This is a genomic window from Micromonospora sp. NPDC050784 (assembly GCF_044456765.1).
Classification (GTDB): domain Bacteria; phylum Actinomycetota; class Actinomycetes; order Mycobacteriales; family Micromonosporaceae; genus Micromonospora; species Micromonospora foliorum.
Genome location: NZ_JBITGG010000001.1, coordinates 387665 through 414310, shown reverse-complemented (window position 1 = coordinate 414310; position 26646 = coordinate 387665). Strand labels below are relative to the sequence as shown.

The window sequence follows — 26646 nt, the reverse complement described above, 5'->3', positions numbered from 1 at the left end:
CGTCGTGACCAGTAGCCCTCCCGGTGCCAGCGAGACCGATCTCGGGCGCAAACGCCGCGCCCGCAAGATCGGCCGGGTACTGACCGAGACGCACCCCGACGCGCATTGTGAGCTGGACCACTCCAACGCTCTGGAGCTGGCCGTCGCGACGATCCTGTCCGCGCAGTGCACGGACAAGAAGGTCAACGAGGTCACCCCGAAGCTCTTCGCCCGCTATCCGAGCGCTGCCGCGTACGCCGGCGCCGACCGGGGCGAGATGGAGGAGCTGATCCGGCCCACCGGCTTCTACCGCAACAAGACCGACTCGCTGCTCAAGCTCGGTCAGGCCCTCCTCGACCGGTACGACGGCCGGGTCCCGGGCCGCCTCGTCGATCTGGTGACGCTCCCCGGCATCGGCCGCAAGACCGCCAACGTGATCCTCGGCAACGCCTTCGACGTCCCGGGCATCACCGTCGACACGCACTTCCAGCGGCTGGTCCACCGGTGGCGGCTGACCACCGAGACCGACCCGGTCAAGATCGAGCACGCGATCGGCGCGTTGTACGACAAGCGCGACTGGACCATGCTCTCGCACCGGATCATCTTCCACGGGCGACGGGTCTGCCACGCCCGTAAACCGGCCTGCGGGGCATGCACCCTCGCGAAGCTCTGCCCTTCGTACGGCACCGGCCCGACCGAGCCGGCGTCCGCCGCCAAGCTGCTCAAGGGCCCTCGGGCGCGCGACCTCGCGGTGGCCGCCGGGGTCGACCCGGAGTTGGTGCCGGCGCAGGCGATCACGGCGGAGGTGCCGTGAACCGCCGCCTCGCCCTTGCCGTCCTGCCGCTGCTGCTGGCCGTCACCGGTTGCACCAGCGGCACGGCCGACGACGAGCCAGCCCCCCGCCCGGCCGCAGCCGAGCGTCCATCCCCGTTCCGGGACTGCGCCGCGCTGAGCACGGCACCCGCGGCCGCGTCCCCCGGCTCTGGCTCGGCGACCCCCGCGTCCCCCGGCTCCGGCTCGGCGACCCCCGGCTCCGGGACGGCGACCTCCGCTTCCCCCGGCTCCGGGACGGCGACCTCCGCTTCCCCCGGCTCCGGGACGGCGACCTCCGCGTCCCCTGCTTCGCCCGACACTGCGGCTTCCGGTACGTCCGGTCCGACGGCCCGCGCCGGTGGCGGGTCGGCGCTGCCGGAGCTGACTCTCTCCTGCTTCACCGGCGGCGCCCCCGTCGTGCTGCGGAACGTGGCCGGGCCGGCGGTGATCAACGTGTGGGCCTCCTGGTGCCCGCCGTGCCGCAAGGAGTTGCCCGCTTTCCAACGCCTGAGCGAGCGGGCCGCCGGTCAGCTCCAGGTGGTCGGGGTCAACAGCCGGGACAGCCGCAGCGGCGCCCAGTCCATCGGTGAGGACTTCGGGGTCCGGTTCCCGATGCTTGTCGACCAGGGTGAGGCGCTCCAGCGCGAGTTGAAGCGCAACGCCATTCCGCTGACCCTCTTCGTCGGCGCCGACGGTCAGGTCCGGCACATCGACGCGAGCGGCGCTCTCGACGACGCCAAGCTCGCCGAGCTGGTCCGCCAGCACCTCGGCCTGGCGGTGTCGGCGTGACCCGTCGGCCACCCGAGTGGATCGAGCCGTTGCTGACCCGGCTCGGCACCGCCCGCGCCGAGGACTTCACCCGGCTGACCACCCCGGCCGAGGGCGGTCGGGAGAGCGCGGTGCTGGTGCTGCTCGGCGAGCAACCCGGCGCGGGTCCCGACGTGCTGGTCCTGCAACGCGCCGCCACCCTGCGCAACCACGCCGGCCAGCCGGCCTTTCCCGGGGGCGCGGCCGACCCGGAGGACGTCGACGTCCGCGCCACCGCCCTGCGCGAGGCGAACGAGGAGGTAGGCCTCGATCCGGCCAGCGTGACCGTGCTGGCCGAGCTGCCGAAGCTGTGGATTCCGGTCAGCGACTTCGTGGTCACGCCGGTGCTGGCCTGGTGGCACGACCCGCACCCGGTGCACCCCCGGGAGCCGGCCGAGGTGGCACACGTCGCCCGCCTGCCGGTCAGCGAGCTGGTCGACCCGGCCAACCGACTGCGGGTCCGCCACCCGAGTGGCTGGATCGGGCCGGCGTTCTCGGCGCGCGGGATGCTCGTCTGGGGCTTCACCGCCGGCGTGCTCGCCACCCTGCTCGAGATGGGCGGCTGGGCCCGCCCGTGGTCGCGTGGCCGGGTGGTGGAGCTTCCGCCGACCGGGGCGACCCCGGCCCCGTCCGCCGGCACCGACGAGGCTGACGAGAACGCCCTACGCTGACCGCGCGGTCACCATCCGCAAGCGATGGTCATCCGGCGGGCACACTGCCCGTACGCTTGACCCGTGTCCGTCGTGGATCTCGTCCTGCTGCTGCTCATGCTCGTGTTCGCGATCAGCGGATACCGCCAGGGCTTCGTCATCGGCGTCACGTCGTTGTCCGGCTTCTTCCTGGGTCTGCTGCTGGGTCTCCAGCTCGGGCCGCTGTTCGCCAGACAGTTCGTGGACGCCGGCACCCGCGTGCTGATCTCGCTCGTGGCCATCTTCGGGCTGGCGGTGGTCGGGCAGGCACTCGCCGGTTGGCTCGGCTCGCACCTGCGTAAGACGATCACCAGCGACGTGGGCAAACGGATCGACGACGTCGGTGGGGCGTTCGTCTCGCTGTTCGCGGTGCTCCTGCTCGCCTGGCTGGTCGCCGTGCCGCTCGGCTCGTCCTCGGTGCCCTGGCTCGCCGCCTCGGTCCGCAACAGCGCGTTGATCACGGTGGTCAACCAGGTCCTGCCCGAGCAGGCCCAGCAGTTGTCCACGGCGCTGGAGGACACCGTCGACACCGACGGGTTCCCGGACGTCTTCGGTGACCTCGCACCCACCCGGGCCCGGCAGGTCGACCCGCCGGACCCGGCGCTGGCCGGCTCGCAGGTGGTGGTCAGCGGTCAGCAGTCGGTCGTCAAGGTGCTCGGGTCCGCGCCGAGCTGCTCACGCCGGATCGAGGGTTCTGGCTTCGTGTACGCGGACGACCGGGTGATGACCAACGCGCACGTCGTGGCCGGCACCCGCTCGGTCGCCGTGGAGTTGGGCGGCGAGCGGTACGACGGCAAGGTGGTGGTCTACGACCCGAACCGGGACCTGGCGGTGCTGCTCGTGCCCGGGCTGCCCGGGCCGTCCCTGCGGTTCGCCGCCGGCAACGCGGGCAGCGGTTCCGACGCCATCGTGCTCGGCTTCCCGCTCGACGGCCCGTACAACGCGCAGTCGGCGCGGGTCCGGGACGTCGACCGGATCAAGGGCCCAGACATCTACTCCTCCACAGACGTGACCCGGGAGATCTACACGATTCGAGCGCTGGTGCGCAGCGGCAACTCGGGTGGCCCGCTGCTCTCCGCCAACGGCCTGGTGCTCGGCGTGATCTTCGCGGCGGCGTCCGACGACCCGAACACCGGCTTCGCGGTGACGGCGGCCGAGGCCCGCCCGGTGGCGTTGGCCGGGGCCGAACGCAACCGGCAGGTCGGCACCGGCGAGTGCACCTGAGCGTCGCCGCGAGGTCGGCTCAGCTCTGGGCCGGCAGGGGGCGGCGCCCGGTGGTCGGCAGCTTCGCCCGGCCCCACCGCAGCCCTCGGTCCAGCACGGCGCGGGCCATGATCGCGACGCACGTGCCGCCGTTGAGGAAGGACGCCACCACGTCGCTCGGGTGGTGCATACCCCGGTACATCCGGGTCAGAGCCACCCCCAGCGGCACCATCAGCAGCAGCGTCCACCAGGCGACCTTCGCGCCGGTGCTCCGTGCCCGCAGCGCCATCAGCACGGCGATGCCGACGTAGAGCGCCACTGCCGCCGAGGTGTGCCCGGACGGAAAGCTCGACGTCGGTGGCGAGACGTCCATGTGTTCCACCGCCGGCCGCCGCCGGTCGATCGCCAGCGTGGTCAGCAGGAACACCAGCGCCTGGGCGGTCACCGCCGCGCACAGGAACAGCGGCTCGCGCCAACGCTTCAGCCAGAGCCGCAGCGCCAACGCCACCAACACGGTGACCACGACGATCATCTGGGTGCTGGCCAGCGTGCTGAACACCAGCGAGATGTTGTTCCAGTCGCCGGTGCGCTCGGCGGCCAGTTCCCGGTTCACCGCGTCCTCCGCGGTGAACGGCCAGGTCCGGGCGAACACCCGGGTGACCAGCACCCCGAGCAGCACCATGAGCCCGAGCAGGACGGACACCGGCAGCAGCACCCGCCGGACGATCTGGACCACGGTCTCGGACATGGGTGGGCCAGTACCCGCCGGGCCTCGTCGTCACTCCTCAGGCCGCTCCCGGGTGCCGCTCGACTTCGGGCGCGACGCCGTCGCGGGTCGGCCGGACCGGCCGGAGACCGGTGTGTGCCCGCCAACTGGTGAACGCGGCGGTGGTAGCCGCGACCACCGCCACACCGAGCAGCCACCCACCCACCACGTCGCTTGTGAAGTGCACGCCGAGCGCCACCCGGCTCAGCCCGGTCACCACGGTGAGCAGCACCGCCGCGACCCAGAGCGCGGCCCGCGCCGCCCCCCGCCCCGCGTACGGAAGGAGCACCAGCAGCAGCACCCCGGCGGCCAGGGTGGCGTTCAGCGCGTGCCCGGAGGGGAAGGAGTAACCGGCGGCCCGGGCCACCGGGTCCAGCAACTCCGGCCGGTCCCGGCCGACCAGCAGCTTGAGCAGCGGACCGATCAACCCGCCGACGACCATGGTGGTGGTCGCCCAGAGGGCCAGCCGGCGGGCTCCCCGACGCAGCAGCCAGACCACCAGGAGCAGGGCGACGGCACGCAGCGGCATCGGTGCGAACACCTCGGTCCAGACCCGCATCAGCACGACCCAGGCCGGGTGGTCCTGCGCGTAGCCGTGCAGCGCGTCGGTGACCGCCGTGTCCAGCCGGTGCAGCGGTGCCCAGGCACCGAGCACCAGCAGTGTGAGCAGCGCGAAGGGCACCAGCACCAGGAAGGCCGCCGTCGCGGCGAGCGTGAGCCGCAACCCCAGCGCGTGGTCCGGGTCGAATCGGCGGTGCCGCCAGGACGGCTGGCCGGTGGGGGCGAGGACGGGCGGCCGGTGCGTACTCATGGGTCCGTTCTACCCGGCCGGGCGGCGGGTCAGGCCTACCGGCCGGCGGTGATCAACGGGTCCGCTGGCGGAGCCGGCGGACCATCAGGGCCGCACCGCCGACCAGAGCGACGAGGAGTACGACAGTGGTCCACAGTTGCTCCGGCGCGGACGTGTCCTGTCCGCCCGCCGCCCGAGCCGTCCACCGGCTCTGCTGACCGGACGCGGCGAGACCGAGTGGGTCGCTGCCGGCACCGGCCACCGGACCGTCGTCGACCGAGCCGGGCGCCGGACCGAAACCGGTCACGCCCGGCGACGTCTGGTCGTCGAGCGGGTTGGTGGTCACCGGCGGCACCTGGGCGGTCAACGCGGCCACCGGGTCGACCACCCCGTACCCGAAGCGGTCGTCGCGCCCGGTGGGGCCCAGGTCCCGGGCGGTGGCCAGCAACCGGTTGACCACCTCACCCGCGGGCATCTGCGGATAGCGGGAGCGGACCAGCGCGGCGGTCGCGGCCACCAGTGGGGCGGCGAAGCTGGTGCCCTGCACCCGCCAGTACCCGCCGGGGGGCTTGGCGCCGACCAGCCCGCTGGCGGGAGCGGTGAGCACCGTCGCCCGGCCGGTGATCGAGCCGGACCACAGGTTGTCGCTGCTGCGTTCGAGGCCGGCGACCGCGAGCACGCCCGGCTCCCGAGCCGGGTACCAGACCTTGGTGCTGGTGGAGGTTGCCAGGTTTCCGGTGCAGGCGACCACGACGACGTCCCGGACGAACGCGTAGTCCAGGGCGGCGGCCAGGGCCGGGCTGTCGCCGCTGCCGCCCAGCGACAGGTTGATCACGCGGGCGCCGTTGTCGACAGCCCAGCGGACGCCCTGCGCGACGATCAGCGCGTCGTCGTAGCGGTTCTCCTCGTCGAGCACGCGGACCGGCAGGATCCGGGCGTCCGGTGCGAGGCCGACCACGCCCCGCTTGTCGTCGCTGCGCCCGGCGATCAGGCCGGCGACCGTGGTGCCGTGACCCACCGGGTCCGGGCCCGGAGCGCCGCCGGGACCGACCAGATCCTTGCCGGGCAGCACCTGGCCGACCAGATCGGGGTGCGTGCCGTCCACTCCGGAGTCGACCACCGCCACTGTCACGCCCCGGCCGGTCGAGCTGCGCCACGCCGTCTCGGCCTGCAACTCGTCGAGCTGCCACTGCTCGTCGCGGACCTGGTCGGTGCGGGCGATCGTGTCACCGGGGGCGAACGCCATCGGCGCGCCGGCGAGCTGTCCGCCGTTCGTGGGCGCGGCGACGGGCACGGCTGCCGCGGTCGGGGCCACGACGGCGAGCGCCGCGGCCACGCCGAGCAGCGCCCGGCCGGTCGCTCGTCGGGCCGCTGACGGACCGCTGTACCGCACCCCAGTCACATCCCCAGCCATTCATCCCGACGGAACCATGACGATCGGAGATTACCGGTTTCCCCACCCGTCACGGGAAGAACCGGCGAGTCAGGTCATGGCGGTGGCAGTTGTGCCAGCTGAACGAGGCGTACGCCCTCCCGCCGGGTGACCAGCCGACCACGCCCCGGCGGCAGCGGTCCGGGTCGGACCGGCCCGACGAGTGCACCCTCCTCGGGGCTGCCCGCCATCACCAGGCCGGCGGTGGACAGCTCCCGCAGACGCTGCACGATCGGCTCGTACTGTGCGCGGCCCGCCCCACCGGACCGCCGGGCCAGCACCAGGTGCAGCCCGATGTCCCGTGCGTGCGGCAGGTGTTCCTCCAGTGCCCGCAACGGGTTCGCCGGCCCCGCCGCCACCAGGTCGTAGTCGTCCACCAGCACGAACAGCTCCGGCCCGGACCACCAGGACCGGTCCCGCAGTTGCTGCGGGGTGACCTCCGGCCCGGGGGCCCGCCGCTCCAGGTAGCCGGCGGCCGACTCGACCAGGTCGGCGGTGTGTGCCGCGGCGGTGCCGTACCCGATCAGGTGTGGCGTCTCGATGGCGCCGAGCAGGCTGCGCCGGTAGTCGACGAGGATCACCCGGGCCTGCTCGGGAGTGAACCGGGTGATGATCGACGTGGCCAGCGCGCGCAGGAACGACGACTTGCCGCACTCCGAGTCCCCGAAGACCACGAAGTGTGGCTCGGTGGCGAAGTCGAGCAGCACCGGGCGCAGGTCCGCCTCCGCGATCCCGATCGGCAGCCGCAGCCCGGACGTCGAGGTGAGGTCCAAATCGGCGTACGGCAGCACCGGCGGGAGCAGCCGCACCCGGGGCGCCGGGGGACCCGCCCACCCGTCGGCGGCCCGCTTGACCAGGTCGGCGGTGTCCCCGCTGGCGGCACCGAGCTGGGGCAGCGCGGTGAGGAAGTGCAGGCCCTCCGCGGTCACCCCCCGGCCGGAGCGCTCGGGCACGTTCGCGGCGGCGCGCCGGGCCACCAGCGAGTCGGCCGGGTCACCGAGGCGCAGCTCCAGCCGGGAGCCGAACAGGTCCCGGATCGCCGGCCGGAAATCCAGCCAGCGCAGCGCGGTGGCGACCACGTGCAGCCCGTACGACAGCCCCCGGGTGGCCAGGTCGGTGACGAGTGGCTCCAGGTCGTCGTACTCGCCGCGGATGGTGCTCCACCCGTCGATCACCAGGAACACGTCGCCGTACGGGTCGGCGCCCAGCTGGCCAACCGTCCCCGCCGCCGCTCGGCGCTGCCGGTACGCGGCCATCGACTCCACGCCCAACTCTGCGAAGCGGCGTTCCCGGTCGACCAGCAGGGTGGTCATCTCGCCGACGGTGCGTCGTACGGCGGTCGGGTCGGCGCGACCGGTGACCCCGCCCACGTGCGGCAGGTCGCGTAGCGCGGCCAGCCCGCCGCCACCGAAGTCGAGGCAGTAGACCTGCACCTCGGCCGGTGTGTGGGTGAGCGCCAGCGCGCAGATCAGCGTGCGCAGGGCGGTGGACTTGCCGCTCTGCGGCGCACCGACCACCGCGACGTGCCCGGCGGCGCCGTCCAGCGCCAGCCAGAGCAGGTCCCGGCGCTGTTCCAACGGTTTGTCCACGACCGCCATCGGCACGCCGAGCGCGCCGTGCAGCTCCGGGTTGCCCACGGTGAGACCGCGCTTCGGGTGCACCTCGACCGGACCGAGCAGCTCGTCCAGCGCCGGCGGTTGACCCAGCGGCGGAAGCCAGACCTGGTGCGCCGGCGGGCCCTGCCCGACGAGCCGGTCCACCAGCAGGTCGAGCAGCGTCCTGCTGCCCTCCTCCTCCGACACGACGGGCGCGACCGGGGCTGCCGGCTCGGGCACCGGTACGACGTGGGTGGTGAAGGTGAGCAGTCGCGCGCCCCCCTCGGCGGCGACCCCGCCCGGCACGGCCCGACGGCGGACGGCACCGGAGACGTACGCGGCCTTGAAACGGGCCAGCGGGTCGGTGCCGGCGCGCAGGTAGCCGTGGCCGGGCGAGCGGGGCAGCTCGTGCGCGTCCGCCACGCCGAGCACCGTCCGGGACTCCAGCGCCGAGAAGGTGCGCAACCCGATCCGGTACGAGAGGTGGGTGTCCAACCCGCGCAGCCGGCCCTCCTCCAGGCGTTGGCTGGCGAGCAGCAGGTGCACGCCGAGCGACCGGCCCAGCCGGCCGATCTGCACGAACAGGTCGATGAAGTCGGGCTTGGCGGAGAGCAGTTCTGAGAACTCGTCGCAGATCAGCAGCAACGACGGCAGCGGTGCGAGGGGGCTGCCGGCCGCCCGGGCCCGCTCGTAGTCGCGGACGCTGGCGAAGTTGCCGGCGCGCCGCAGCAGCTCCTGACGACGGACCAACTCCCCGTTGATCGCGTCCACCATGCGATCGACCAGGGGCAACGCGTCGGCCAGGTTGGTGATCACGGCCGCGGTGTGCGGCAGCCGGTCGAACGAGGTGAAGGTGGCGCCACCCTTGAAGTCGACGAGCACGAAGTTGAGCTGCTCGGAGCTGTGCGTGGCGGCGAGCCCCAGCACCAGCGTGCGGAGCAGCTCGGACTTGCCCGAGCCGGTCGCCCCGATCAGCAGGCCGTGGGGGCCCATGCCGTCCTGGGCGGACTCCTTGAGGTCCAGCTCGATGGCGCCGCCGTCCACGCCCACCCCGATCGGTACCCGCAGCCGGTCCCGTGCCGAACGCGGCAGCCAGCCCTGTTCCGCCGTGAAGCTCTCCGGGTCACCGAGACCGAGCAGCTCGGGAAGGCCCAGGTCGGCCTGGAGTGGGGCGTCCGGCCCGCGTGCCGTGCCGGCGAGCCGCAGCGGCGCCAACCGTCGGGCGACCGCCTCGGCGTCGGCCAGGTCCAACTGGTCGACGGTGCCCACCTCGGCGTGCCCATCGGACGACCACGAGTGCAGCCGCCGGCCGTGCAACTCGAGCAGCAGCGCGTACCGATCCAGCAGTCGGGGCGGCGGGGTGTCCAGGTCCAGCACGGTGACCGCGTCGATGCCGCCGTCGCCGGTCAGGTCGGTGGCACCCGTCAGGTCGCCGCCGTCGAGGACCACCACCACGTGCGGGCCGTCGGTGGCCGGGCCGGCCGGGCTGAACCGGGACCGGGTGGCCAGCACGTCGGCCAGCAGCGACTCCAGTTCGGCGGCGGAGCTGGTGACCAGCCGTACCGGGCCGAGCGTGTCGGTGCGGCTGGGATGGTGGGCGTGCGGGAGCCACTTCACCCACTCCCAGCAGGCGCGGCGTTCCGGGCCGGCGCACACCGCGACGAGCAGTTCGTCGGGGGCGTGGAAGACCGCCAGCTGGGTCAGCACGGCCCGGACCAGCGCCTGCGCCGCCGGGTCGCCGGTGGGTGGCCCGCCGGTGGTCGGGGTGGTCGCCCGGCTGCGGCCGGCGGGTCGCACGTGCACCCGGGCGAAGCTGCGCAGCGACAGCGCCACCGGCAGGTCCGGCACCACGGAGTACGCGTCCAGGAAGCGGCGTAACGCGCCGGCGGTCATCGGCTCGAGCTCCTCCAGCGGCCGGGTGACCGGTGGAACGAGCGGGGTGGCCAGGGTCTGCGGCCCGACGGCGACCCGCACCACCGCGAAGTCCGGGTCGGCGGGACGCCGCTCCCAGACCCGGTGGCTGTCCACCGTCGACCAGAGCCGGCCCGGATCCGGGTGCCGGTAGTAGAGCCCGGCCCGTTGCTGGCCCGCGGTCCGCCGGACCCGTCGCCGCAGCGTGGCCAGGTGGCGCAGGTACTCCCTGCGGGCGGCCATCATCTCGGACTTCTTCGGGGTGCCGGAAGCGCTGCCCCAGGACGTCACAAGCATCGCCAGCGAGGAGAGCCCGAACATGCCGCCCACCACGTACGAGTAGGCGCCGCCGCCCCGGCCGAACATCATCGCCATCGCCACCGTGCCGCCGAGCATGGGCAGCAGCATGAGCATCTGCTGCCACCGTCCGCCGGTCACCACGGGGATCTCCGGCGGTGCCTCGACCGACAGCTCACCGGCGGGAATCTCCGGTGCTGGTCGGCGCGGTGGGCGCTTGATGACGACGGTGGACACTCGGCCTCCTGACAGCGCTGGGTAACCCGAGCCTGGCTCATGGTAGGTAAAGTCCTGTCGTCCGCGCAGCCTCCGATCCCCCTCGATATGGAGACCAGTCGATGACTACCGGGCTGGCACGCGTCACCATCAGCGCGCCGCAACGACGGGTGGACGTCGCCCTGCCGGAGCAGGTGCCCCTGGCTGAGCTGCTGCCCGACGTGCTCCGGCACGCCGGTGTCGGGCTCGCCGACGACGGCGAGCAGCACGGCGGTTGGGTGCTCCGCCGCACCGACGGGGCGTTGCTGGTGACGGCACAGGCGCTGCTGCCGCAGGGGGTCCGCGACGGAGAGGTGCTGCACCTCGTACCTGCCCGCGCGCACTGGCCCGAGTTGGAGTACGACGACGTCATCGAGGCGATCGCCGACGGTGCTCGCCGCCGCGGCGGCGCCTGGTCGCCCACCGCCACCCGGGTGGCCGGTCTGGCCGGTGCCGCCGTACCACTCGCGGTGGGACTGCTCGCGCTGCTCGCCGGTGGCCCGACGCACCGGGCCGGTTGGCTGGCAGCGGTCGCGGTGGCGCTGGTGCTCACCGTGGCCGGCACGGTCGCGTCCCGCGCCAACGGCGACGGCGCCGCCGGGGCGACGCTCGGCGGCTACGCGCTGCCCTACGCGTTCACGGCCGGTGCCCTGGCCGTCGGCTCCGGCGACCCGGTCGGGCCGTTCGCGCCGGCACGCTGGGTGGGCGCTCCCGAACTGCTGGCCGGCTCGGTCGCGCTGCTGCTGGTGGCGTTGATCTGTCTCCTCGGGGTGGCCAGCCGGCTCCGGGTCTTCGTGGCCGGTGTCACGGTCGGCCTGATCGGCGCGGGGGCCGCGCTCGGCGGGCTGCTGATGACCACGGCCGGTACGGCGGCCGTGCTGCTCAGCGCACTGGTCTTCGCCGTCGGCGTGATCCCGCTGCTGGCCATCCGGCTGGGCAAGCTGCCCCTGCCACCGATCACCCTGCCGGCCCCGACCCCCGCGGAGGAGCCGGAGCGGGCCCGGGATCTGCCGGACCGGGGCCGGGTGCACGCCGCCGTGATCCGCACCGAGGAGATGCTCACCGGGATGCTGATCGGCCACGCCCTGCTGGTGGTGGCCACCGCGGTCGTGCTCGTGGTTGCCGGTGGCACGGCCGGTCGGGTGCTGGTGGCGGTCACCTCGGCGGTGCTGCTGCTGCGGTCGAGGCTGTTCGTGGCGCTGCGACACCGGGTGCCGACGGTGCTCGCCGGGCTGGCCGGCTACGCGGTGCTGGGCGCGGTGCTGGTCGGTCGTACCGACGAGACCGGGCGGTTGGTGCTGGTCCTCGGCGGGGCGGCGCTGGCCCTGGTGGCGGCGGCCAGCGGCACCGCGTACGCCCGGCGGCCGGTCTCGCCGTACCTCGGAAGGGTCGCGGACCTCACCGACACGGCCCTGGTGGTCGCCGTGGTGCCGATCGCCTGCGCGGTGCTCGACCTGTACGACCGGGCCCGAGGGTTGCTCGGTTGAGCGACCCTCGGGCCCGGTGCGTCAGCGGTCGTCAGTGGGCGGATTCGCCGCGCGCCTCGGCGTCCCGGGCCCGCTGGTAGGAGGCGTGGATCTCGGCCTCGGCCTCGGTGCGGCCGACCCAGGTCGCGCCCTCCACCGACTTGCCGGGCTCCAGGTCCTTGTACACCTCGAAGAAGTGCTGGATCTCCAGGCGGTCGAACTCGCCCAGGTGGTGGATGTCGCGCAGGTGCTCCTGGCGGGGGTCCTCGTAGGGCACGCAGAGGACCTTGTCGTCCCCGCCCTTCTCGTCGGTCATCCGGAACATGCCGATGGTGCGGCAGCGGATCAGGCAGCCCGGGAAGGTTGGCTCGGGGACCAGCACGAGGGCGTCCAGCGGGTCGCCGTCCTCGCCCAACGTGCCCTCGATGAACCCGTAGTCAGCCGGGTACTGGGTGGAGGTGAAGAGGGTGCGGTCCAACCGGATCCGGCCGGTCTTGTGGTCCACCTCGTACTTGTTCCGGTGACCTTTGGGGATCTCAACCGTCACGTCGAAATCCATCTGCACGCTCCCTCGTCTGCCCACGCTGGCTAACGGAACCACTGGCGGCCCTCCGGACAGGTGAATGCCACCCACCGACTCCGGCCGCCGCATAGTCTTCGGACCGAAGTAGTGTCACCCAAGCCGATTTTCGCTGGGGGAGGAGGGGGTCGTGGGGAGGGAAGATTCACACTACCGCCCGGACGGGAGCTCCGCGCACGGTACCGGACGATCCGGCTCCGGCAGTGCCAAGGGGCGGGTCCCGGTGCCGGAGGCGCACCGTCCACGGGCCCCCGAAGCACCGACCCCGGCGCCGGAGACGGTGCCCGAGCGGCCGCCGCCACTGCCCTGGCGCCCACCGGCCGGGCCGGCATCGCCCGCCCCGAACGCCGGTCACTCTCCGGTGGCCGGCGGCGAGCGGCCGGTGAGCGGCCCACCGCGCGGCAGTGCCACCGTCCCGGTCAGCCCCGCGCCGGTCAGCCCGTCGTTCGGTCCCGGGCCGGCCGCCCACGGCCCCGGTGGGGTCCCCCCGCTGGGCCCGCCGATCTCCGCGTTGCCGGCACCCGCCGGCGCCGCACCCGCACCCGCACCCGCCCCGCCCGGCCGGCGGAGAGGGCTGCCGGTGGTGCTGGCCGCCGTGTTCCTGCTGGTGCTCGCCAGCGTCGGAATCGTGATCACCCGTCCCGGCCCGGTCGCCGGGTGGCTGGGCGACGACGCCGCCTCCGGGCCGAACGCGGCCGGTGCGAGCCCGGAACCGGCCCCGTCGGACGTGCTGGCCGGCCCGGATTCGAACGCCCCGGTGCCCACCCCGGACGGGGTTCGTGCCGCGCTCGATCCACTGGTCGGCGTCGCCGCGCTGGGCAGCCGGGTGAACGTCTCGGTCGCCGACGTGATCACCGGCCAGACGCTGTTCGCCAAGGGGGCGGACGACGGCACCGTGCCCGCCTCGGTGACCAAGCTGGCGACCGCGGTGACCGTGCTGGCGGCCCGGGGGCCCGGCTACCGGATACCCACGCGTGCGGTGGCCGGCGCGAAGGCCGGCGAGGTGGTGATCGTCGGTGGCGGCGACCCGACCCTCGCGATCGACAAGAAGGGCTACTACCCGGGTGCGGCGCGCCTGGACGACCTGGCCGCCCAGGTGCGTACCGCGCTCGGCGGCACACCCCCGACCAGTGTCACCGTCGACGGCTCGGTCTACTCGGGCCCGGTCTACGGCCCTGGGTGGGACGACGACATCCCCACCGGTGGGTCGGGCGGTGCGGTGACCGCGTTGATGACGGACGGCGCGCGTACCGACCCCGGCGTCGCACACGGGTCCGCCCCGCGGTTCGCCGAGCCGGACCTGGCCGCCGGCAAGGCGTTCGCGCGGTTGCTCGGGGTGCCGACCGACGCCGTGAAGCGGGGCACGGCCCCGCCCCAGGCGGCGGCCGGTGCCAGCCCGGCACCGGGCACCGAGCTGGGCGTGGTGCAGTCTCCGCCGCTGATCCGGCTCGTCGACGTCATGATCAGTGAGAGCGACAACCTGGTGGCCGAGGCGCTCGCCCGGCAGGTCGCGCTGGCCCGAGGTCAGCCTGCCTCGTTCGACGGGGGCGCCGCCGCCATGGACGCCGAGGTGGCCCAGTTGGGCCTGCCCGCCGACGAGATCAGCGTCTCCGACGCCAGCGGCCTGTCCCGTCTCAACCGGATCAGCCCGTCGCTGCTGACCGATCTGATCCGGTTGGCCGCCAGCCCGGACCACCCGGAGCTGGCCGGCGTCTTTGGTGGTCTGCCGGTGGGCGGTTGGTCCGGGACCTTGAACGAGCGCTACCGCGACACCGCCGGCACCGCCGCGGGCGCGGGCAGCGTCCGGGCCAAGACCGGCACCCTGACCGGCGTGCACTCCATCGCGGGCCTGGTCACCACCGCCGACGGCCGGCTGTTGACCTTCGCGGTGCTCACCGACAAGGTGCCGGGTGACCGGGATACCGCCCAGCCGGCGCTGGACCGGATCGCCGCCGCGCTGGCCGGTTGCGGCTGCGGCTGACCGTCGCCGGTCCGCCCGTGACGGGTCGCCACCGGGCGTCGATCGAGGGCGCGAGCCCGGGCCGGGGTGTCGCGGCGCGGGTACGGTGGGTCCATGGCGCAGTTCGTGGACTGGGATCTGGCCGCCGCCACGGCGGGGGCACTGAGCAAGTCTGGCCCCCGCGTGTCGTACGCCGAAGCCACCGACGTGGTCGGCGACCTGCGCCGGCTGACCGAGGAGGCGGCCGGGCACGTGGCCGACTACACGGGGCTGCGGGCGCAGGTGTCGCATCCGCCGGTCCGGGTGGTCGACCGTCGTGACTGGGCCGCGACCAACATCGCCGGGCTCCGCGAGGTGATCACTCCGCTGGTGAGTCGGCTCTCCGGCGACAAGCAGCCGGGCGCGTTGACCGAGGCCATCGGGTCCCGGCTGACCGGGGTGCAGGCCGGGACGGTGCTGGCCTACCTCTCCGGCCGGGTGCTCGGCCAGTACGAGGTCTTCTCGGCCGACCCGGGTCAGCTGCTGCTGGTCGCACCGAACATCGTCGAGGTGGAGCGCAAGCTCGGCGCCGACCCTCGGGATTTCCGGCTCTGGGTGTGCCTGCACGAGGTCACCCACCGCACCCAGTTCACGGCCGTGCCGTGGATGCGGGCCTACTTCCTCAGCGAGGTGCAGGCGTTCGTCGACGCCTCGTCGAGCGGGGGCGAGCACCTGGCCGAGCGGTTGCGGCGCGGGGTGGCCACGTTGTCCGAGGCGGTCCGTGACCCGGAGAGCCGCACCAGTGTGCTGGACATCGTGCAGACCCCGGCGCAGCGGGCCGTACTGGACCGGCTCACCGCGTTGATGACCCTGCTGGAGGGACACGCCGAGTTCGTGATGGACGGCGTCGGCCCGCAGGTGATCCCGAGCGTGGAGCGGATCCGGGCGTCGTTCAACCGACGCCGGGAGGCGGGCAACCCGCTGGAGAAGGCGATCCGCCGGCTGCTCGGGGTGGACGTCAAGATGCGCCAGTACGCCGAGGGGCGCAAGTTCGTGCACGGCGTGGTGGAACGTGTCGGCATGGAGGGCTTCAACTCGATCTTCAACTCGCCACTGACCCTGCCCCGGCTGTCGGAGTTGGGCGACCCGGACGCCTGGGTCGCCCGGGTGCACGGTCCGGCCGGCACCATCCCGGCCGCTGGCTGACCGCCCACCGGTGGCCGCGCTCGCTCCGCCGGTTGCCGCGATCCGGGTGGCGGTCCGCCGCGCCCTGACCGGTCTGCCGTCCGGCGGTCCGGTGCTGGTCGCCTGCTCCGGTGGGGCCGACTCGCTCGCGCTCGCGGCGGCCACCGTGTTCGTGGCGCCCCGGCTGGGCCGCACCGCGGTGCTCGTCACCGTCGACCACGGCCTGCAGGACGGCTCCGCGCAGCGTGCCGAGGCGGTGGCCACCTGGGCACGAGGGGTCGGTTTCACGTCGGCGACGGTGGTCCGGGTGGAGGTGGCCGGGCGTCCCGGCGGTCCGGAGGCGGCCGCCCGCGAGGCCCGCTACCAGGCGTTGACCGAGGCGGCCCGGCAGCAGAACGCCGTCGCGGTGCTCTCCGGGCACACCCGCGACGACCAGGCCGAGACGGTGCTGCTCGCGCTGGCCCGGGGCGCCGGCCCACGAGGGCTGGCCGGGATGCCCGCCCGACGCGATCTGGGGGGCGTGCCGCTGCTGCGCCCGCTGCTGGAGATCGGTCGGGAGCAGACGCGCGCCGCGTGCGCGGTGCTCGGGCTGAGCCCGTGGCAGGACCCGCACAACACCGACCCGTCGTACGCCCGGTCAAGGGTGCGGGCCGACCTGCTGCCGGCGCTGGTGCGGGCGCTCGGACCCGGCGTGGTGGACAACCTGGCACGTACCGCCCGGCTGGTGGCCGCCGACAACGCCGCGCTCGACGAGCTGGCGGGGACGGCGTTGGCGGCGGCCCGGTGCCCCGAGGGAGGGCTGTCCGTGCCGGCGCTGCTCGGCCTGGTCCCCGCCGTACGCGGCCGGGTGCTGCACTCCTGGGCCCGTGAGCTGGGCGCGCTGCCCGGCGCCCTGTCCCATCGGCACGTCGCCGCGCTGGACGCCCTGGTCACCGATTGGCACGGTCAGGGCCCAGCCGACCTGCCCGGCGGTGTCCGTGTGCTCCGCCGGGCCGACCGGTTGGCTCCCGTCGTCCCCGGCTGAGAACTTTGGTCAGCCGCTGTGCGCCCGGTCCCGGAAGGTGGTCCGGTAGCTGTGCGGGGTGGCGCCGACCCGGCGGGTGAAGTGGTGGCGCAGCGCGGCGGCGTCGCCGAAGCCGGACTGGTCGGCGACCGCCTCCACGCTCAACGGGGTCTCCTCCAGCAGCCGTCGGGCGAGCAGCACCCGCTGGTTGGTGAGCCAGTCGTGCGGGGTGGTGCCGGTCTCGGCGCGGAACCGGCGGGCGAACGTACGGGGTGCCATGCCTGCGCGGGCGGCCAACTCCTCCACGGTGGTCGTCCGGTCCAGGCGACCCATCAGCCACTCCAGCACCGGTTCGAGGGTGGGTGCCTCGGGCGCCTTCGGGATGGGTGCCTCGACGTACTGGGACTGGCCGCCGTCGCGGTGCGGCGGGACCACCATCCGCCGGGCCAGCCGGGTCGCGGTGGCCGAGCCGTGCTCCTGGCGGATCAGGTGCAGGCACGCGTCGATGCCGGCCGCCGTGCCGGCGCTGGTGAGCAGCCGACCGTCCTGGACGTAGAGCGAGTTGCAGCGCACCCGGGCGCGCGGGTGCCGCCGTTGCAGCTCGTCCACGTACCGCCAGTGGGTCGTGCACTCGCGGTCGTCGAGCAGCCCGGCCTCGCCGAGCAGGAAGGCCCCGGAGCAGACGCTGAACAGGTGGGCACCGCGGGCGTCGGCCCGGCGAAGCGCGTCGAGCACCGGGCCGGGGACGGTGGTGCCCTGGCTGTGCGCCGGAATGGCCACCAGATCGGCCTCGTCGACCGGGCCGAGGTCCGCGTGTGGGGTGAGGTGGAAGCCGGACGAGGTACGCACGGGAGCGCCGTCCGGGCTGCACACCTGGAAGCGGTAGGCGGGAAAACCGTCGGCCGTCCGGTCGGTGCCGAACACCTCGGCGAGTACGCCGAGCTCGAAGGGAGCGACCTGATCGAGGGCGAGGACGGCAACGGACCGCAGCATGTGACGAGGGTAACCCAACAGGTGGCAGTAAATCGATGACCAATGGCATTCCTGCCACTGTCCGACTGCTCTGTGCGGTCGCAGACTGTTCCTAGTCCGGTGCGCACCGGCGGCGAAACCGACAGCAATCATGCGAAAGCGAGCGCCGCCATGGAGTTCCTGCTCTTCCTCCTGTTCCTCGTCCTGCTCGTCGCCGCCTCGGCGGCCGGCCTCACCGTCGACAGTCACGACTCGGCCGACTGGAAGCCCAGCGACGACGGCCGCCGCTGGCGGTCACGCACCAACTGATGTGATTAGCGTAATTTGCGCCGAAAATCCTCGGCGGGACCGCGCCAAAAGGTGCGGCCCCGCCGACGGAGGCCATCCGACGTACGGCAGGCTAGGAGTCATGGCTGACGGCTCCTGGTACGACGCCGACATCGACCACGTGATCATTTCCGAGGCGCAGATCCGCGAGAAGACGGCGGAGCTGGCCAAGCAGGTCTCCGCCGACTACGCCCACGTGGGCGACGGGCTGCTGCTGGTGTGCGTACTCAAGGGCGCGGTGATGTTCATGGCGGACTTCGCCCGGGCGCTGGGCCGTAACGGCCCCCCGGCGGAGCTCGACTTCATGGCCATCTCGTCCTACGGCCAGGGCACCACCTCCTCCGGCGTGGTCCGCATCCTCAAGGACCTGGACCGAGACATCGCCGGTCGGCACGTGGTCGTCGTCGAGGACATCGTCGACTCCGGGCTCACGCTCTCCTGGCTGCTGCGCTACCTCGAGTCGCGCTCGGCGGCGAGCGTCGAGGTGGTCGCCCTGTTCCGCAAACCGGACGCGGTGAAGGTGCCGGTCCCGGTGAAGTACGTCGGCTTCGACATCCCCACCGAGTTCGTGGTCGGGTACGGCCTCGACTTCGGTGAGCGCTACCGGGAGCTGCCCTACGTCGGCGTGCTCAAGCCCGAGGTCTACGCCCGCTCCTGACGCCGGGCCCGACCCGTCCGGGCGGCTCGCCGGTCGGCATGAGCCCGACTCGCATCGGCACTCATCGAGCCGACGTTCAGCGGGCTCTCAGCTGATGCGGTTACCGTGTACCACGGTGGCCCGGAGGTTACTCCGCGCTCGACCCCCTCGATCGCGTGACCGGGCGCTCGGGTGGCCGAGTCGGACTCCCCGCCACGCCGGCTTTTGATGGTGCACGACTGCGGGGCTCGCAAGCTCACTCCTCGCGTACACGGTGTACCGTCGAATGACCGCGGCGCGGCAGTTTTCGCGCCCCGGGGTCGAGGCCGGCCCGCACGGCGGCTCCGGCCGCCGCTCACGCGGCGACACCATCAGACGGTCAGGACGTCGATCAGGAGGATGCGGGCGCTCCGGCGCTCGACAACAGTATGGAACGTACGCGTTTCTTCCGCCGACCGGTGGTCTGGATCATCCTGGTCATCCTCGGCGCCGTTGTGCTCAGTCAGCTGTTCACCAGTGGTCCCAGCTACCACCGCGTGGACACTTCCGTTGCGCTCGATCAGTTGCACACTGCCAAGATCAACAAGGTGGTCTTCCAGGACAAGGAGCAGACGCTCCAGCTGGACCTGGCCCAGAAGACCAAGTTCGGCAAGACCGAGACCAACAAGATCGAGGCCCAGTTCCCGTACCAGGCTGGCGACCAGATCTGGAACGAGGTGCTGGACGCCAAGGCGAACAACCGGGTCACCGGCCCGGCCGACGCCAAGGTCTCCTCGGACAGCATCTGGGTGAGCCTGCTGGTCAACCTGCTGCCGATCGCGCTGCTCGTGCTCCTGCTGCTGTTCTTCATGTCGCAGATGCAGGGCGGCGGCTCCCGGGTGCTCAACTTCGGCAAGTCCAAGGCCAAGATGATCACCAAGGACACTCCGAAGACGACCTTCGCGGACGTCGCGGGTGCCGAGGAGGCCGTCGAAGAGCTGTACGAGATCAAGGACTTCCTGCAGAACCCGGCCAAGTACCAGGCCCTGGGTGCCAAGATCCCGAAGGGTGTGCTGCTGTTCGGCCCGCCCGGCACCGGCAAGACGCTGCTGGCCCGCGCGGTCGCCGGCGAGGCCGGGGTGCCCTTCTACTCCATCTCCGGCTCCGACTTCGTGGAGATGTTCGTCGGCGTCGGCGCCAGCCGGGTCCGTGACCTGTTCGAGCAGGCCAAGACGAACGCCCCGGCGATCGTCTTCGTCGACGAGATCGACGCCGTCGGCCGGCACCGTGGCGCCGGCATGGGTGGCGGCCACGACGAGCGGGAGCAGACGCTCAACCAGCTGCTCGTCGAGATGGACGGCTTCGACACCAAGGGTGGAGTCATCCTGATCGCGGCCACGAACCGGCCGGACATCCTCGACCCGGCGCTGCTGCGGCCGGGCCGGTTCGACCGGCAGATCCCGGTGGACGCCCCCGACATGGAGGGCCGCAAGGCCATCCTGCGGGTGCACGCCAAGGGCAAGCCGTTCACGCCCGACGTCGACCTCGACGCGGTGGCCCGTCGTACGCCGGGCTTCAGCGGCGCCGACCTGGCCAACGTGATCAACGAGTCGGCCCTGCTCACCGCTCGCAAGGAGCAGCGGGCGATCACCAACGACTCGCTGGAAGAGTCGATCGACCGGGTGGTCGCCGGTCCGCAGCGGCGGACCCGGGTGATGAGCGACCAGGAAAAGAAGATCACCGCGTACCACGAGGGTGGTCACGCTCTGGTCGCCTGGGCTCTGCCGCACGCCGCGCCGGTGCACAAGGTGACGATCCTGTCCCGTGGTCGCTCACTGGGCCACACCCTGGTGCTCCCTACCGAAGACAAGTACACCCAGACCCGCGCCGAAATGATCGACACCCTGGCGTACGCGCTGGGCGGTCGCGCCGCCGAGGAGCTGGTCTTCCACGAGCCCACCACGGGTGCCGGCAACGACATCGAGAAGGCCACCCAACTGGCCCGCGCGATGATCACCCAGTACGGCATGAGCTCCAAGCTCGGCGCGATCAAGTACGGCACCAGCGGGGACGAGCCGTTCCTCGGCCGCAACATGGGCCACGAGCGGGACTACTCGGACTCGGTGGCCGCCGAGATCGACGGCGAGATGCGGGCACTGGTCGAGCTGGCGCACGACGAGGCCTGGGAGATCCTGGTGGAATACCGGGACGTCCTGGACAACATCGTGCTTGAGCTGATGGAGAAGGAGACCCTCTCCACGGCCGACATGGCGCGGATCTGCTCCCGGGTGGTCAAGCGCCCGCCGCTGGCGCCGTACAACGGCTTCGGCAAGCGTCAGCCCTCCACCGAGCCGCCCGTGCTCACCCCCGCGGAGAAGGACAAGCTCAAGGCGCAGGCCGAGGCCGACGGCGCGCAGGCGTCGGTTGGCGGCGTGGCGCCGTCCAACAACTCGGACGGCACGCACTGAGCGACGACCCGACGGCCAGCTCCCCACACCGGGAGCTGGCCGTCTCCGCGACCGAACCCGACGGCGACGACGAGTTGGACTACGTGGCCGCGCGGCTGATCAGTGGCAAGCTGACCGGCCGCCCCGTCGAGGACGCGGTCGACCTCGGCCGGATCGAGAAGGCCGTCCGCGAGATCCTGATCGCGGTCGGCGAGGACCCGGACCGCGACGGGCTCCAGCAGACCCCGGCCCGGGTCGCCCGCGCGTACGCCGAACTCTTCGCCGGCCTGCGGGTCGACCCGGCCCAGGTGCTCAGCACCACCTTCGAGGCCAACCACGAAGAGCTGGTCATCGTCCGGGACATCGACGTGATGAGCCTCTGCGAGCACCACCTGCTGCCGTTCCGGGGCAGCGCGCACATCGGCTACATCCCCGGCCCCGACGGGCGGATCACCGGCCTGTCCAAGCTGGCCCGACTCGTCGAGGTCTTCGCCCGTCGGCCGCAGGTGCAGGAGCGGCTCACCTCGCAGGTCGCCGACCTGCTGATGAGCAAACTCGCACCACGCGGCGTCGTCGTCGTGCTCGAATGCGAGCACATGTGCATGGCGATGCGCGGCATCCAGAAATCCGGTGCCAAGACCATCACGTCTGCCGTACGCGGCGTCCTGCAGAGCGACTCCAAGTCGCGGGCCGAGGCGATGGCGCTGATCATCCCCCGCTGACACCCCGACGCACCACGGCCGGCCGACACCCTTCCGGGACGGCCGGTCGTCGCGTTCCGGGTGTGCTGGCCCGGCGGGTGCGGCCAGGCGGTTTCCGGCCGGGCGCTTCGAGCCGGGCGGTTTCCGGCCGCGCGGTTTCCCGGTAGGCGGGCTTCCGGGTAGGCGGGCTTCCGGCCGGGTCAGCCGGCGAGCAGGGCCAGCAGCAGGCCCGCCGTGGCCAGCACCGCCGGCACCAGGCACACCAACGCGCCGAAACGCACCGTCCGGTCCAACCGCTCGGTGGGGCTGACCCGGAACAACCGCCCGATGCCGATCCAACCGGCGACGAACGCGACCGCCGGCATCGGCAGCCCGCAAATCAACGCCGCCACGGTTGCCGGTCCCACCCCCGTCGCCGCCAAAACCGCCACCTGGATCAGCGGCACCAGCAGTGCAAACGGCCCGTACACCAGGAGGTTGCGCGCTCGCGCGGGCCAAGAACCCGGCCGGATCCGGCGGCGCGCGGCCAGCGCCGCGTCCGCCGCCTCGGCCCAACCCCGCGCGGCCCGCAGCGCCGCCAGCACGGCCGCTGGGCCACCCGCCATCGACCGGGCGGCCTCGGTCAGCTCCGGCGGCGACGGCACGAGGGAGATCGCCGGTACGCCCAACTCACGCAGCCGTTCCTGCTGGCTCGCCAGTCCGGTACGGACCACCGTCAACTCCTCCCGGGCGGCCTCCGCCGACCGGGCCTGCTCACCGGCGGCGGCAGCCGCGCTCCGGCGTACCCCGTCCAGCTGGCGGGCGGCCGCAAGGTACTCCGCCCAGGCCGTGCTCGACTCGACCACCGGCGGCGACACGTCGCCGTTCGTCGCAACGGTCCGCTGCGGCCCCGGCCCGGTCACCGTCGCGTTCGGACCCACCTCGACACCCCCCACGCGTGCCACCCGATCAGCCGGCCTCGTCGGCGAACGGCACCAGGACGGTGCCTCGCTCGCCCGGGCCGTCCCAGAGCACCGCCCGGTCCGGGCGCGCCTGCCACTCGACCGGCCGACCGAAGACCGCGGTGAGTTGCGCGACCGGCACGTCCAGCACGGCCACCGCGGTCAGCTTGTCGACCTCGCCCGCCGGCTCGAACAACGCGGCGAACGGCGGCACCGCACGCCACCAGCCCAGCAGATGTCTTCCCGCCGGAGGCCCGTCGCGCAGGAGCGACCGCAGCCGGTCCACCGGCAGCTCCCGAGGGCCCGGCCGGTCCAGCCCGAAGACCACCAGGTACGTCGGCAGTTCGTCGGCCGCGTCCGCGAGCAGCGTCGGCAGATCCACCATCTCGGCCGGATGCCGGGCCGCCAACTCGGCCGTCAACGCCTCCGCCAGCGCCCGGGAGCCCGGGTCAGGTGCCGCCACCAGGAAGCGGGCGCCGCCTGGTGCGTGGTGAGCCGACGTGCTCCGCGCAGCCGTCGCCAACAGCCCGCCGGCCGCGGTGCCCGAGCCCAACACCGCGAGGTTGCGCCCGGCCGCCGGCCCCAACGGCACGGCGACCGTCGAGCGGGCCACGTCCACCGCCCGGCCCAGCAGGGCGGCCGGCCCGTGCGCCTGCCCGGCCAGAGCTGCCCGGTGGCGCGGATCGTTGCCCAGCAGCGGCCGGGCGTAACCCGCGAAGACCACCGGCGGCACCAACCCGGCCGGCCGGGCCGCCCACAACTCGTGCCGCAGCTTCTCCACGACCTCCGGATGATCCTGCGGATCCGGGTGACGAATCAACCGTTCGTGACCCCGGATGGCACCCCGAGGGCCGCCGAGCCCGCCGGCCGTGTTCACCACCGCGCTGCCCACCGGCAGACCGGCCGCCGAATCGTTCGTCGGCTCCAGCACCGGACTGCCACCCGGCAGCGCCACCCGCACCGGAAATTGCCCGAGCACCGAATCCCGATGACCAGCGTCGGCGCGCGCACTCAGCCCCAACTCGCCAGCGCCAGCCAACACAAGATGCACGCCGTACGCCCGGCCGGCCCGGGCCAGCCCGTCCAACTGGGTGGCCACCTCGGCGGCCAGCCGGTCCCGCTCGGCGAAGAGCAGCGGCACATTGTCCACCACACAGACGATCCGCGGCAGCGGCTGGTGCTGACGCAACTCCGCGAAGCGTTGCCCCCCGGCCCGGGCACCCGCCTCCGTGCGGCGCTGGACCTCGATCGTCAACTCGTCCAGCAGATCCCGGACGTACTCTCGGTCGGCGGCCATCGCGGCCGCGCGCACCTGCGGAACCCACGACCGGTCCCGCTCGGTCTGCAAGAACTCCACGAAGGACTCGCCGTCGCCGAGATCCGCCAGGTAGAACGCGAGGTCGTCCGGGCCGTACCGGGCGGCCAGGCCGAGCAACGCAGTGGTCAGGAACGCGGCACGGCCCGCCGCGGACCGACCACTCACCAGCCAGTGCGGGGTCAACTCGGTGAAACCCAGCGGCACCGACCGGCCCCCGGCATCGCCGACCGTCGTGGTCAACCCTTCGGCCGAATCGGACTCCCACAGCCGCTCACCCGTCGGCGGCAGCAGAGCACCCAACGCCAACCGCGAGCCCGCCTCCACCTGCTCGGCGAGCCGCCGACAGACCGCGTCGACCAGCTCCGCCGGCGGGTCCGACTCGACGAAGACCGGCGAGTTCAAACCGCCCGGCGGGTCGGCGCCAGGCCCGCCGAACGACGCTCCCGGCGGGTCTCCCAGCAGCGCGTACGCATTACGCAGCGCCAACGGCGTGGCGTGCGGCAGCGGCGCCCGGGCCGAGTACGGGCCGGCCGGCGGCCAACCCGCCACCACCAGGTGCAGCCCAGCGGCAGGCCCCTGCTCGGCCAACGTCTCGATGCGGGCCAGATCGCTCGGGCCGGTGGACTCCGGTAGTGCGGCCACCACCAGCAACAGCGTCCGATCGTGACGGCGCCGCCCACTCGCCCCCGGCGTGACCCACTGCTCCGCCTCGGTAAGCACCGCGCGCAGACCCGCCACGTCCACCGCCGGCGGCGGCAACAGACCAGCATCCGCGAGCGCCCCGAACGGCGTCAGCACAGCCCCGGTGGCATCCACCGCGCGAACCAGCAGGGCACCCGCCGGTGCCGCGCCCAACAACCGCAAAAGTACGGCCCGGAGCAACCCCGCCACCCGCGGCTCCCGCGCGTCGGCGTCCACACTGAGGTGACCGGTGCCGACAAGAGGCACCAACGCGGGGAAACGAGCATCGTCCAACGGCGCCGCGGTACCGACCCGCACGAACGCCGGCGGACCATCACCCGCCGGCGAGTTCACGGTGAGTGAATCCAGTGCCGCACCGGCCCAACCCGGAGCCAGCACGGCCGCGGCCGTCCGTAACCGGTCGGCCACCTCGTACTGACGGCGCTGATCGGCCGGAGCCGGCCGCGTCTCGTCCAGGATCCCGGCAGCCGCGGTCGCGACCGCCGTCGCCCGACGGTGCAGGGCTGCGGCGCGGTTCGTGCGAGCCTTCGGACCGGCCACCGCGTCCACCCCCTCTACCCGAGGTTGGCAACCCCTCCCCAGCAGAGACGGTATCCCAGCCGAGGGCGGACCTCCGGGAGGTGCCTCGGCGCTGCGCCGGTGTTGTCGTGGATCTCACCGGTGGGGAGGGGTCCGTCACGATCCGCTGGATCTGAGGCATTGGCTCCGGAGCGTCCAGCCGATAACTTCAGGAGGTGGAATCAGTGCAGCCCCCCGCCGGTTCCCAGGTCTCCCGCGTACCGGCCCAGCGGACACCGTCCGAGCAGCTGCCGCCCGCCCCGGCAACACCGGCACCGCAGCCGCCCCGCCGCCGGACGCGGACGGTGCTCACGGTCGTCGCCGGCGTACTCGCCCTGCTCTGCCTCGGCGGGGTCGCAACGGCGTATGTGTGGTACACCCGCGCCTCGACCCCGGATCGCAGCACGCCGGACGTCGCGGTGATCAATTACCTTCAGGCGACGCTCGTCTCCGGCGACTCGAACCGAGCGAAGTTGTTCACCTGCAGTGGCGCAGTCCCCGCGGTCGATGAGTTCGCTGCGGACGTTTCCGGACGGGAGCAGGAACTGGGCGTCTCTTTTTCGATCAACATCGAAGACGTCGTCGTTACTGAGACTGTCAGCACCGACGCCACCGTGATCGCTGTCATTCGGCGGAGCGCCACAATTGACGGAATTCATCAGAGCTTGGCAGACACGTGGCAGTTCGATTTGAACAACCGGGACGGATGGCGTGTATGTACTGGCTCCAGGATTAGTTGACCCTCATTCAATCCACAACAGATGGACCGGCACCTCCAAGGTAGTGGGTGATTGGCCGCGCCAGGCCCAGCGGTACCACTCCACCTCCGGCGTGATTCGCACGCAGATGTCCCCCTCGGCACCCGAGTAGGTTTCGGTGACCGCTCGAAGGTCACGGTGCTCCAGGCCGCCCTCGACGTGCACCACCCGCCGACCGGTGACCGCGTCCGCTTCGAAGACCGGTGTGGGGGTCCGGTGTGCCGGGCCGTCCAGCGAGACCAACCGGATGCCCGAGTCCCGGGCGCTTTCCATTCCAGGTCGGCTGCCGACGGTCTCGACCCAGACACGCTCCACCGGCACCAGCGGCGCGAACACCTCGACCTGGTCGGCTTCGGCCCGGTACCACTCGTGCTCGGGGATCACCGGCACGTAGGTCCGGGCGCTCTGCACCACCCGGTCGTCCGCGCGGAGATCGCCGCGCCAACCCATCCCGGGCAGCCCGACCAGTACCCGTCGCCCGCGGAGCTCCACCCGCTCCGTCGCGGGGACGATGGCCAGCGGTCTCGGCGGTTGCGGTGCCCAGTCGGGCTGGTCGGCGAACGGGTCGGGTAACGGTCCGGTCATACCCGTGGTGG

22 protein-coding genes are annotated in these 26646 nt (G+C 72.9%); 13 read left to right on the top strand and 9 right to left on the bottom strand.

The features are described 5' to 3' along the window. Window positions 1-4 precede the first annotated feature (4 nt). From nth to ACIBD9_RS01955, 4 genes are all read left to right on the top strand, one after another. Entirely contained in the window at window positions 5-793 is a 789-nt protein-coding gene (gene nth, locus ACIBD9_RS01970; RefSeq protein ID WP_396713663.1) for an endonuclease III, read from the top strand. Next, window positions 790-1581 (top strand): redoxin domain-containing protein, encoded by a 792-nt coding sequence (locus ACIBD9_RS01965; RefSeq protein WP_396713661.1) that lies wholly within the window; start codon window positions 790-792, stop codon window positions 1579-1581. Before nth ends, ACIBD9_RS01965 begins: the two co-directional genes overlap by 4 nt. Then, complete coding sequence (locus tag ACIBD9_RS01960; protein ID WP_387173650.1) at window positions 1578-2270, top strand: NUDIX hydrolase; 693 nt, start codon at window positions 1578-1580, stop codon at window positions 2268-2270. Before ACIBD9_RS01965 ends, ACIBD9_RS01960 begins: the two co-directional genes overlap by 4 nt. Before the next feature lie 63 nt (window positions 2271-2333). Continuing rightward, a complete protein-coding gene (locus ACIBD9_RS01955; RefSeq protein WP_387173648.1) occupies window positions 2334-3512 on the top strand; it encodes a MarP family serine protease in 1179 nt (392 codons plus the stop codon). Between the two features lie 19 nt (window positions 3513-3531). Here ACIBD9_RS01955 and ACIBD9_RS01950 read toward each other — a convergent pair whose 3' ends face one another. From ACIBD9_RS01950 to eccCa, 4 genes are all read right to left on the bottom strand, one after another. Continuing rightward, a complete protein-coding gene (locus ACIBD9_RS01950) occupies window positions 3532-4239 on the bottom strand; it encodes a phosphatase PAP2 family protein (RefSeq protein WP_396713658.1) in 708 nt (235 codons plus the stop codon). A gap of 37 nt (window positions 4240-4276) precedes the next feature. After that, complete coding sequence (locus tag ACIBD9_RS01945; protein WP_396713656.1) at window positions 4277-5068, bottom strand: phosphatase PAP2 family protein; 792 nt, start codon at window positions 5066-5068, stop codon at window positions 4277-4279. 52 nt (window positions 5069-5120) lie between these two features. Next, on the bottom strand, window positions 5121-6461 hold the full coding sequence (gene mycP / locus ACIBD9_RS01940) for a type VII secretion-associated serine protease mycosin (protein ID WP_396713654.1): 1341 nt from the start codon (window positions 6459-6461) through the stop codon (window positions 5121-5123). A 74-nt stretch (window positions 6462-6535) separates the two neighbouring features. Further along, complete coding sequence (eccCa, locus tag ACIBD9_RS01935; RefSeq protein ID WP_396713652.1) at window positions 6536-10519, bottom strand: type VII secretion protein EccCa; 3984 nt, start codon at window positions 10517-10519, stop codon at window positions 6536-6538. 101 nt (window positions 10520-10620) lie between these two features. Here eccCa and eccD point away from each other — a divergent pair, with 101 nt between their 5' ends. Next, window positions 10621-12024, top strand: a complete 1404-nt coding sequence (gene eccD, locus ACIBD9_RS01930) for a type VII secretion integral membrane protein EccD (RefSeq protein ID WP_396713650.1) — start codon at window positions 10621-10623, stop codon at window positions 12022-12024. Between the two features lie 31 nt (window positions 12025-12055). On the opposite strand, the gene ACIBD9_RS01925 is transcribed toward eccD, so the two are convergent. Further along, complete coding sequence (locus ACIBD9_RS01925) at window positions 12056-12562, bottom strand: inorganic diphosphatase (RefSeq protein WP_109816465.1); 507 nt, start codon at window positions 12560-12562, stop codon at window positions 12056-12058. A 523-nt stretch (window positions 12563-13085) separates the two neighbouring features. Between ACIBD9_RS01925 and dacB the strand changes: the two genes are divergently transcribed. The 3 genes from dacB (at window position 13086) to tilS (ending at window position 16731) form a co-directional block, all read left to right on the top strand. Then, window positions 13086-14564 carry a D-alanyl-D-alanine carboxypeptidase/D-alanyl-D-alanine-endopeptidase gene (dacB, locus tag ACIBD9_RS01920; RefSeq protein WP_396713826.1) on the top strand — a complete coding sequence of 493 codons (1479 nt, stop codon included), beginning with the start codon at window positions 13086-13088 and terminating at the stop codon, window positions 14562-14564. Window positions 14565-14657: 93 nt separating this feature from the next. Continuing rightward, complete coding sequence (locus tag ACIBD9_RS01915; RefSeq protein ID WP_396713648.1) at window positions 14658-15728, top strand: zinc-dependent metalloprotease; 1071 nt, start codon at window positions 14658-14660, stop codon at window positions 15726-15728. A gap of 10 nt (window positions 15729-15738) precedes the next feature. Further along, window positions 15739-16731, top strand: a complete 993-nt coding sequence (tilS, locus tag ACIBD9_RS01910) for a tRNA lysidine(34) synthetase TilS (protein ID WP_396713646.1) — start codon at window positions 15739-15741, stop codon at window positions 16729-16731. A gap of 9 nt (window positions 16732-16740) precedes the next feature. Here tilS and ACIBD9_RS01905 read toward each other — a convergent pair whose 3' ends face one another. Then, a complete protein-coding gene (locus tag ACIBD9_RS01905; RefSeq protein ID WP_396713644.1) occupies window positions 16741-17703 on the bottom strand; it encodes a GlxA family transcriptional regulator in 963 nt (320 codons plus the stop codon). Between the two features lie 150 nt (window positions 17704-17853). Between ACIBD9_RS01905 and ACIBD9_RS01900 the strand changes: the two genes are divergently transcribed. The 4 genes from ACIBD9_RS01900 (at window position 17854) to folE (ending at window position 21794) form a co-directional block, all read left to right on the top strand. Continuing rightward, window positions 17854-17991 carry a hypothetical protein gene (locus ACIBD9_RS01900; protein ID WP_238659545.1) on the top strand — a complete coding sequence of 46 codons (138 nt, stop codon included), beginning with the start codon at window positions 17854-17856 and terminating at the stop codon, window positions 17989-17991. A gap of 100 nt (window positions 17992-18091) precedes the next feature. Continuing rightward, entirely contained in the window at window positions 18092-18667 is a 576-nt protein-coding gene (hpt, locus tag ACIBD9_RS01895) for a hypoxanthine phosphoribosyltransferase (protein ID WP_030328005.1), read from the top strand. A 407-nt stretch (window positions 18668-19074) separates the two neighbouring features. Continuing rightward, a complete protein-coding gene (gene ftsH, locus ACIBD9_RS01890; RefSeq protein ID WP_238659546.1) occupies window positions 19075-21093 on the top strand; it encodes an ATP-dependent zinc metalloprotease FtsH in 2019 nt (672 codons plus the stop codon). A 35-nt stretch (window positions 21094-21128) separates the two neighbouring features. Then, window positions 21129-21794, top strand: coding sequence for a GTP cyclohydrolase I FolE (gene folE / locus ACIBD9_RS01885; RefSeq protein WP_355065033.1), 666 nt, complete (start codon window positions 21129-21131; stop codon window positions 21792-21794). Between the two features lie 179 nt (window positions 21795-21973). Here the strand turns inward: folE and ACIBD9_RS01880 are convergent, their stop codons facing one another. After that, complete coding sequence (locus ACIBD9_RS01880; RefSeq protein WP_396713641.1) at window positions 21974-22717, bottom strand: hypothetical protein; 744 nt, start codon at window positions 22715-22717, stop codon at window positions 21974-21976. Window positions 22718-22721: 4 nt separating this feature from the next. Further along, window positions 22722-25283 (bottom strand): FtsK/SpoIIIE domain-containing protein, encoded by a 2562-nt coding sequence (locus tag ACIBD9_RS01875; RefSeq protein WP_396713639.1) that lies wholly within the window; start codon window positions 25281-25283, stop codon window positions 22722-22724. Between the two features lie 185 nt (window positions 25284-25468). Here ACIBD9_RS01875 and ACIBD9_RS01870 point away from each other — a divergent pair, with 185 nt between their 5' ends. Continuing rightward, the gene (locus tag ACIBD9_RS01870; protein WP_396713637.1) at window positions 25469-26032 is read left to right on the top strand and encodes a hypothetical protein; all 564 of its coding nucleotides are present in this window, start codon (window positions 25469-25471) and stop codon (window positions 26030-26032) included. Between the two features lie 3 nt (window positions 26033-26035). Here the strand turns inward: ACIBD9_RS01870 and ACIBD9_RS01865 are convergent, their stop codons facing one another. Beyond that, on the bottom strand, window positions 26036-26635 hold the full coding sequence (locus ACIBD9_RS01865) for a hypothetical protein (RefSeq protein ID WP_387173627.1): 600 nt from the start codon (window positions 26633-26635) through the stop codon (window positions 26036-26038). Between the last annotated feature and the right edge of the window lie 11 nt (window positions 26636-26646).

What these genes read in the sequence shown, in the direction of transcription:
- ACIBD9_RS01950 (WP_396713658.1), bottom strand. Translation starts at nt 4,239, where the DNA reads ATGTCCGAGACCGTGGTCCAGATCGTCCGGCGGGTGCTGCTGCCGGTG.
- ACIBD9_RS01945 (WP_396713656.1), bottom strand. Translation starts at nt 5,068, where the DNA reads ATGAGTACGCACCGGCCGCCCGTCCTCGCCCCCACCGGCCAGCCGTCC.
- mycP (WP_396713654.1), bottom strand. Translation starts at nt 6,461, where the DNA reads ATGGCTGGGGATGTGACTGGGGTGCGGTACAGCGGTCCGTCAGCGGCC.
- eccD (WP_396713650.1), top strand. Translation starts at nt 10,621, where the DNA reads ATGACTACCGGGCTGGCACGCGTCACCATCAGCGCGCCGCAACGACGG.
- ACIBD9_RS01925 (WP_109816465.1), bottom strand. Translation starts at nt 12,562, where the DNA reads ATGGATTTCGACGTGACGGTTGAGATCCCCAAAGGTCACCGGAACAAG.
- ACIBD9_RS01915 (WP_396713648.1), top strand. Translation starts at nt 14,658, where the DNA reads ATGGCGCAGTTCGTGGACTGGGATCTGGCCGCCGCCACGGCGGGGGCA.
- ACIBD9_RS01905 (WP_396713644.1), bottom strand. Translation starts at nt 17,703, where the DNA reads ATGCTGCGGTCCGTTGCCGTCCTCGCCCTCGATCAGGTCGCTCCCTTC.
- ACIBD9_RS01900 (WP_238659545.1), top strand. Translation starts at nt 17,854, where the DNA reads ATGGAGTTCCTGCTCTTCCTCCTGTTCCTCGTCCTGCTCGTCGCCGCC.
- hpt (WP_030328005.1), top strand. Translation starts at nt 18,092, where the DNA reads ATGGCTGACGGCTCCTGGTACGACGCCGACATCGACCACGTGATCATT.
- ftsH (WP_238659546.1), top strand. Translation starts at nt 19,075, where the DNA reads ATGGAACGTACGCGTTTCTTCCGCCGACCGGTGGTCTGGATCATCCTG.
- ACIBD9_RS01865 (WP_387173627.1), bottom strand. Translation starts at nt 26,635, where the DNA reads ATGACCGGACCGTTACCCGACCCGTTCGCCGACCAGCCCGACTGGGCA.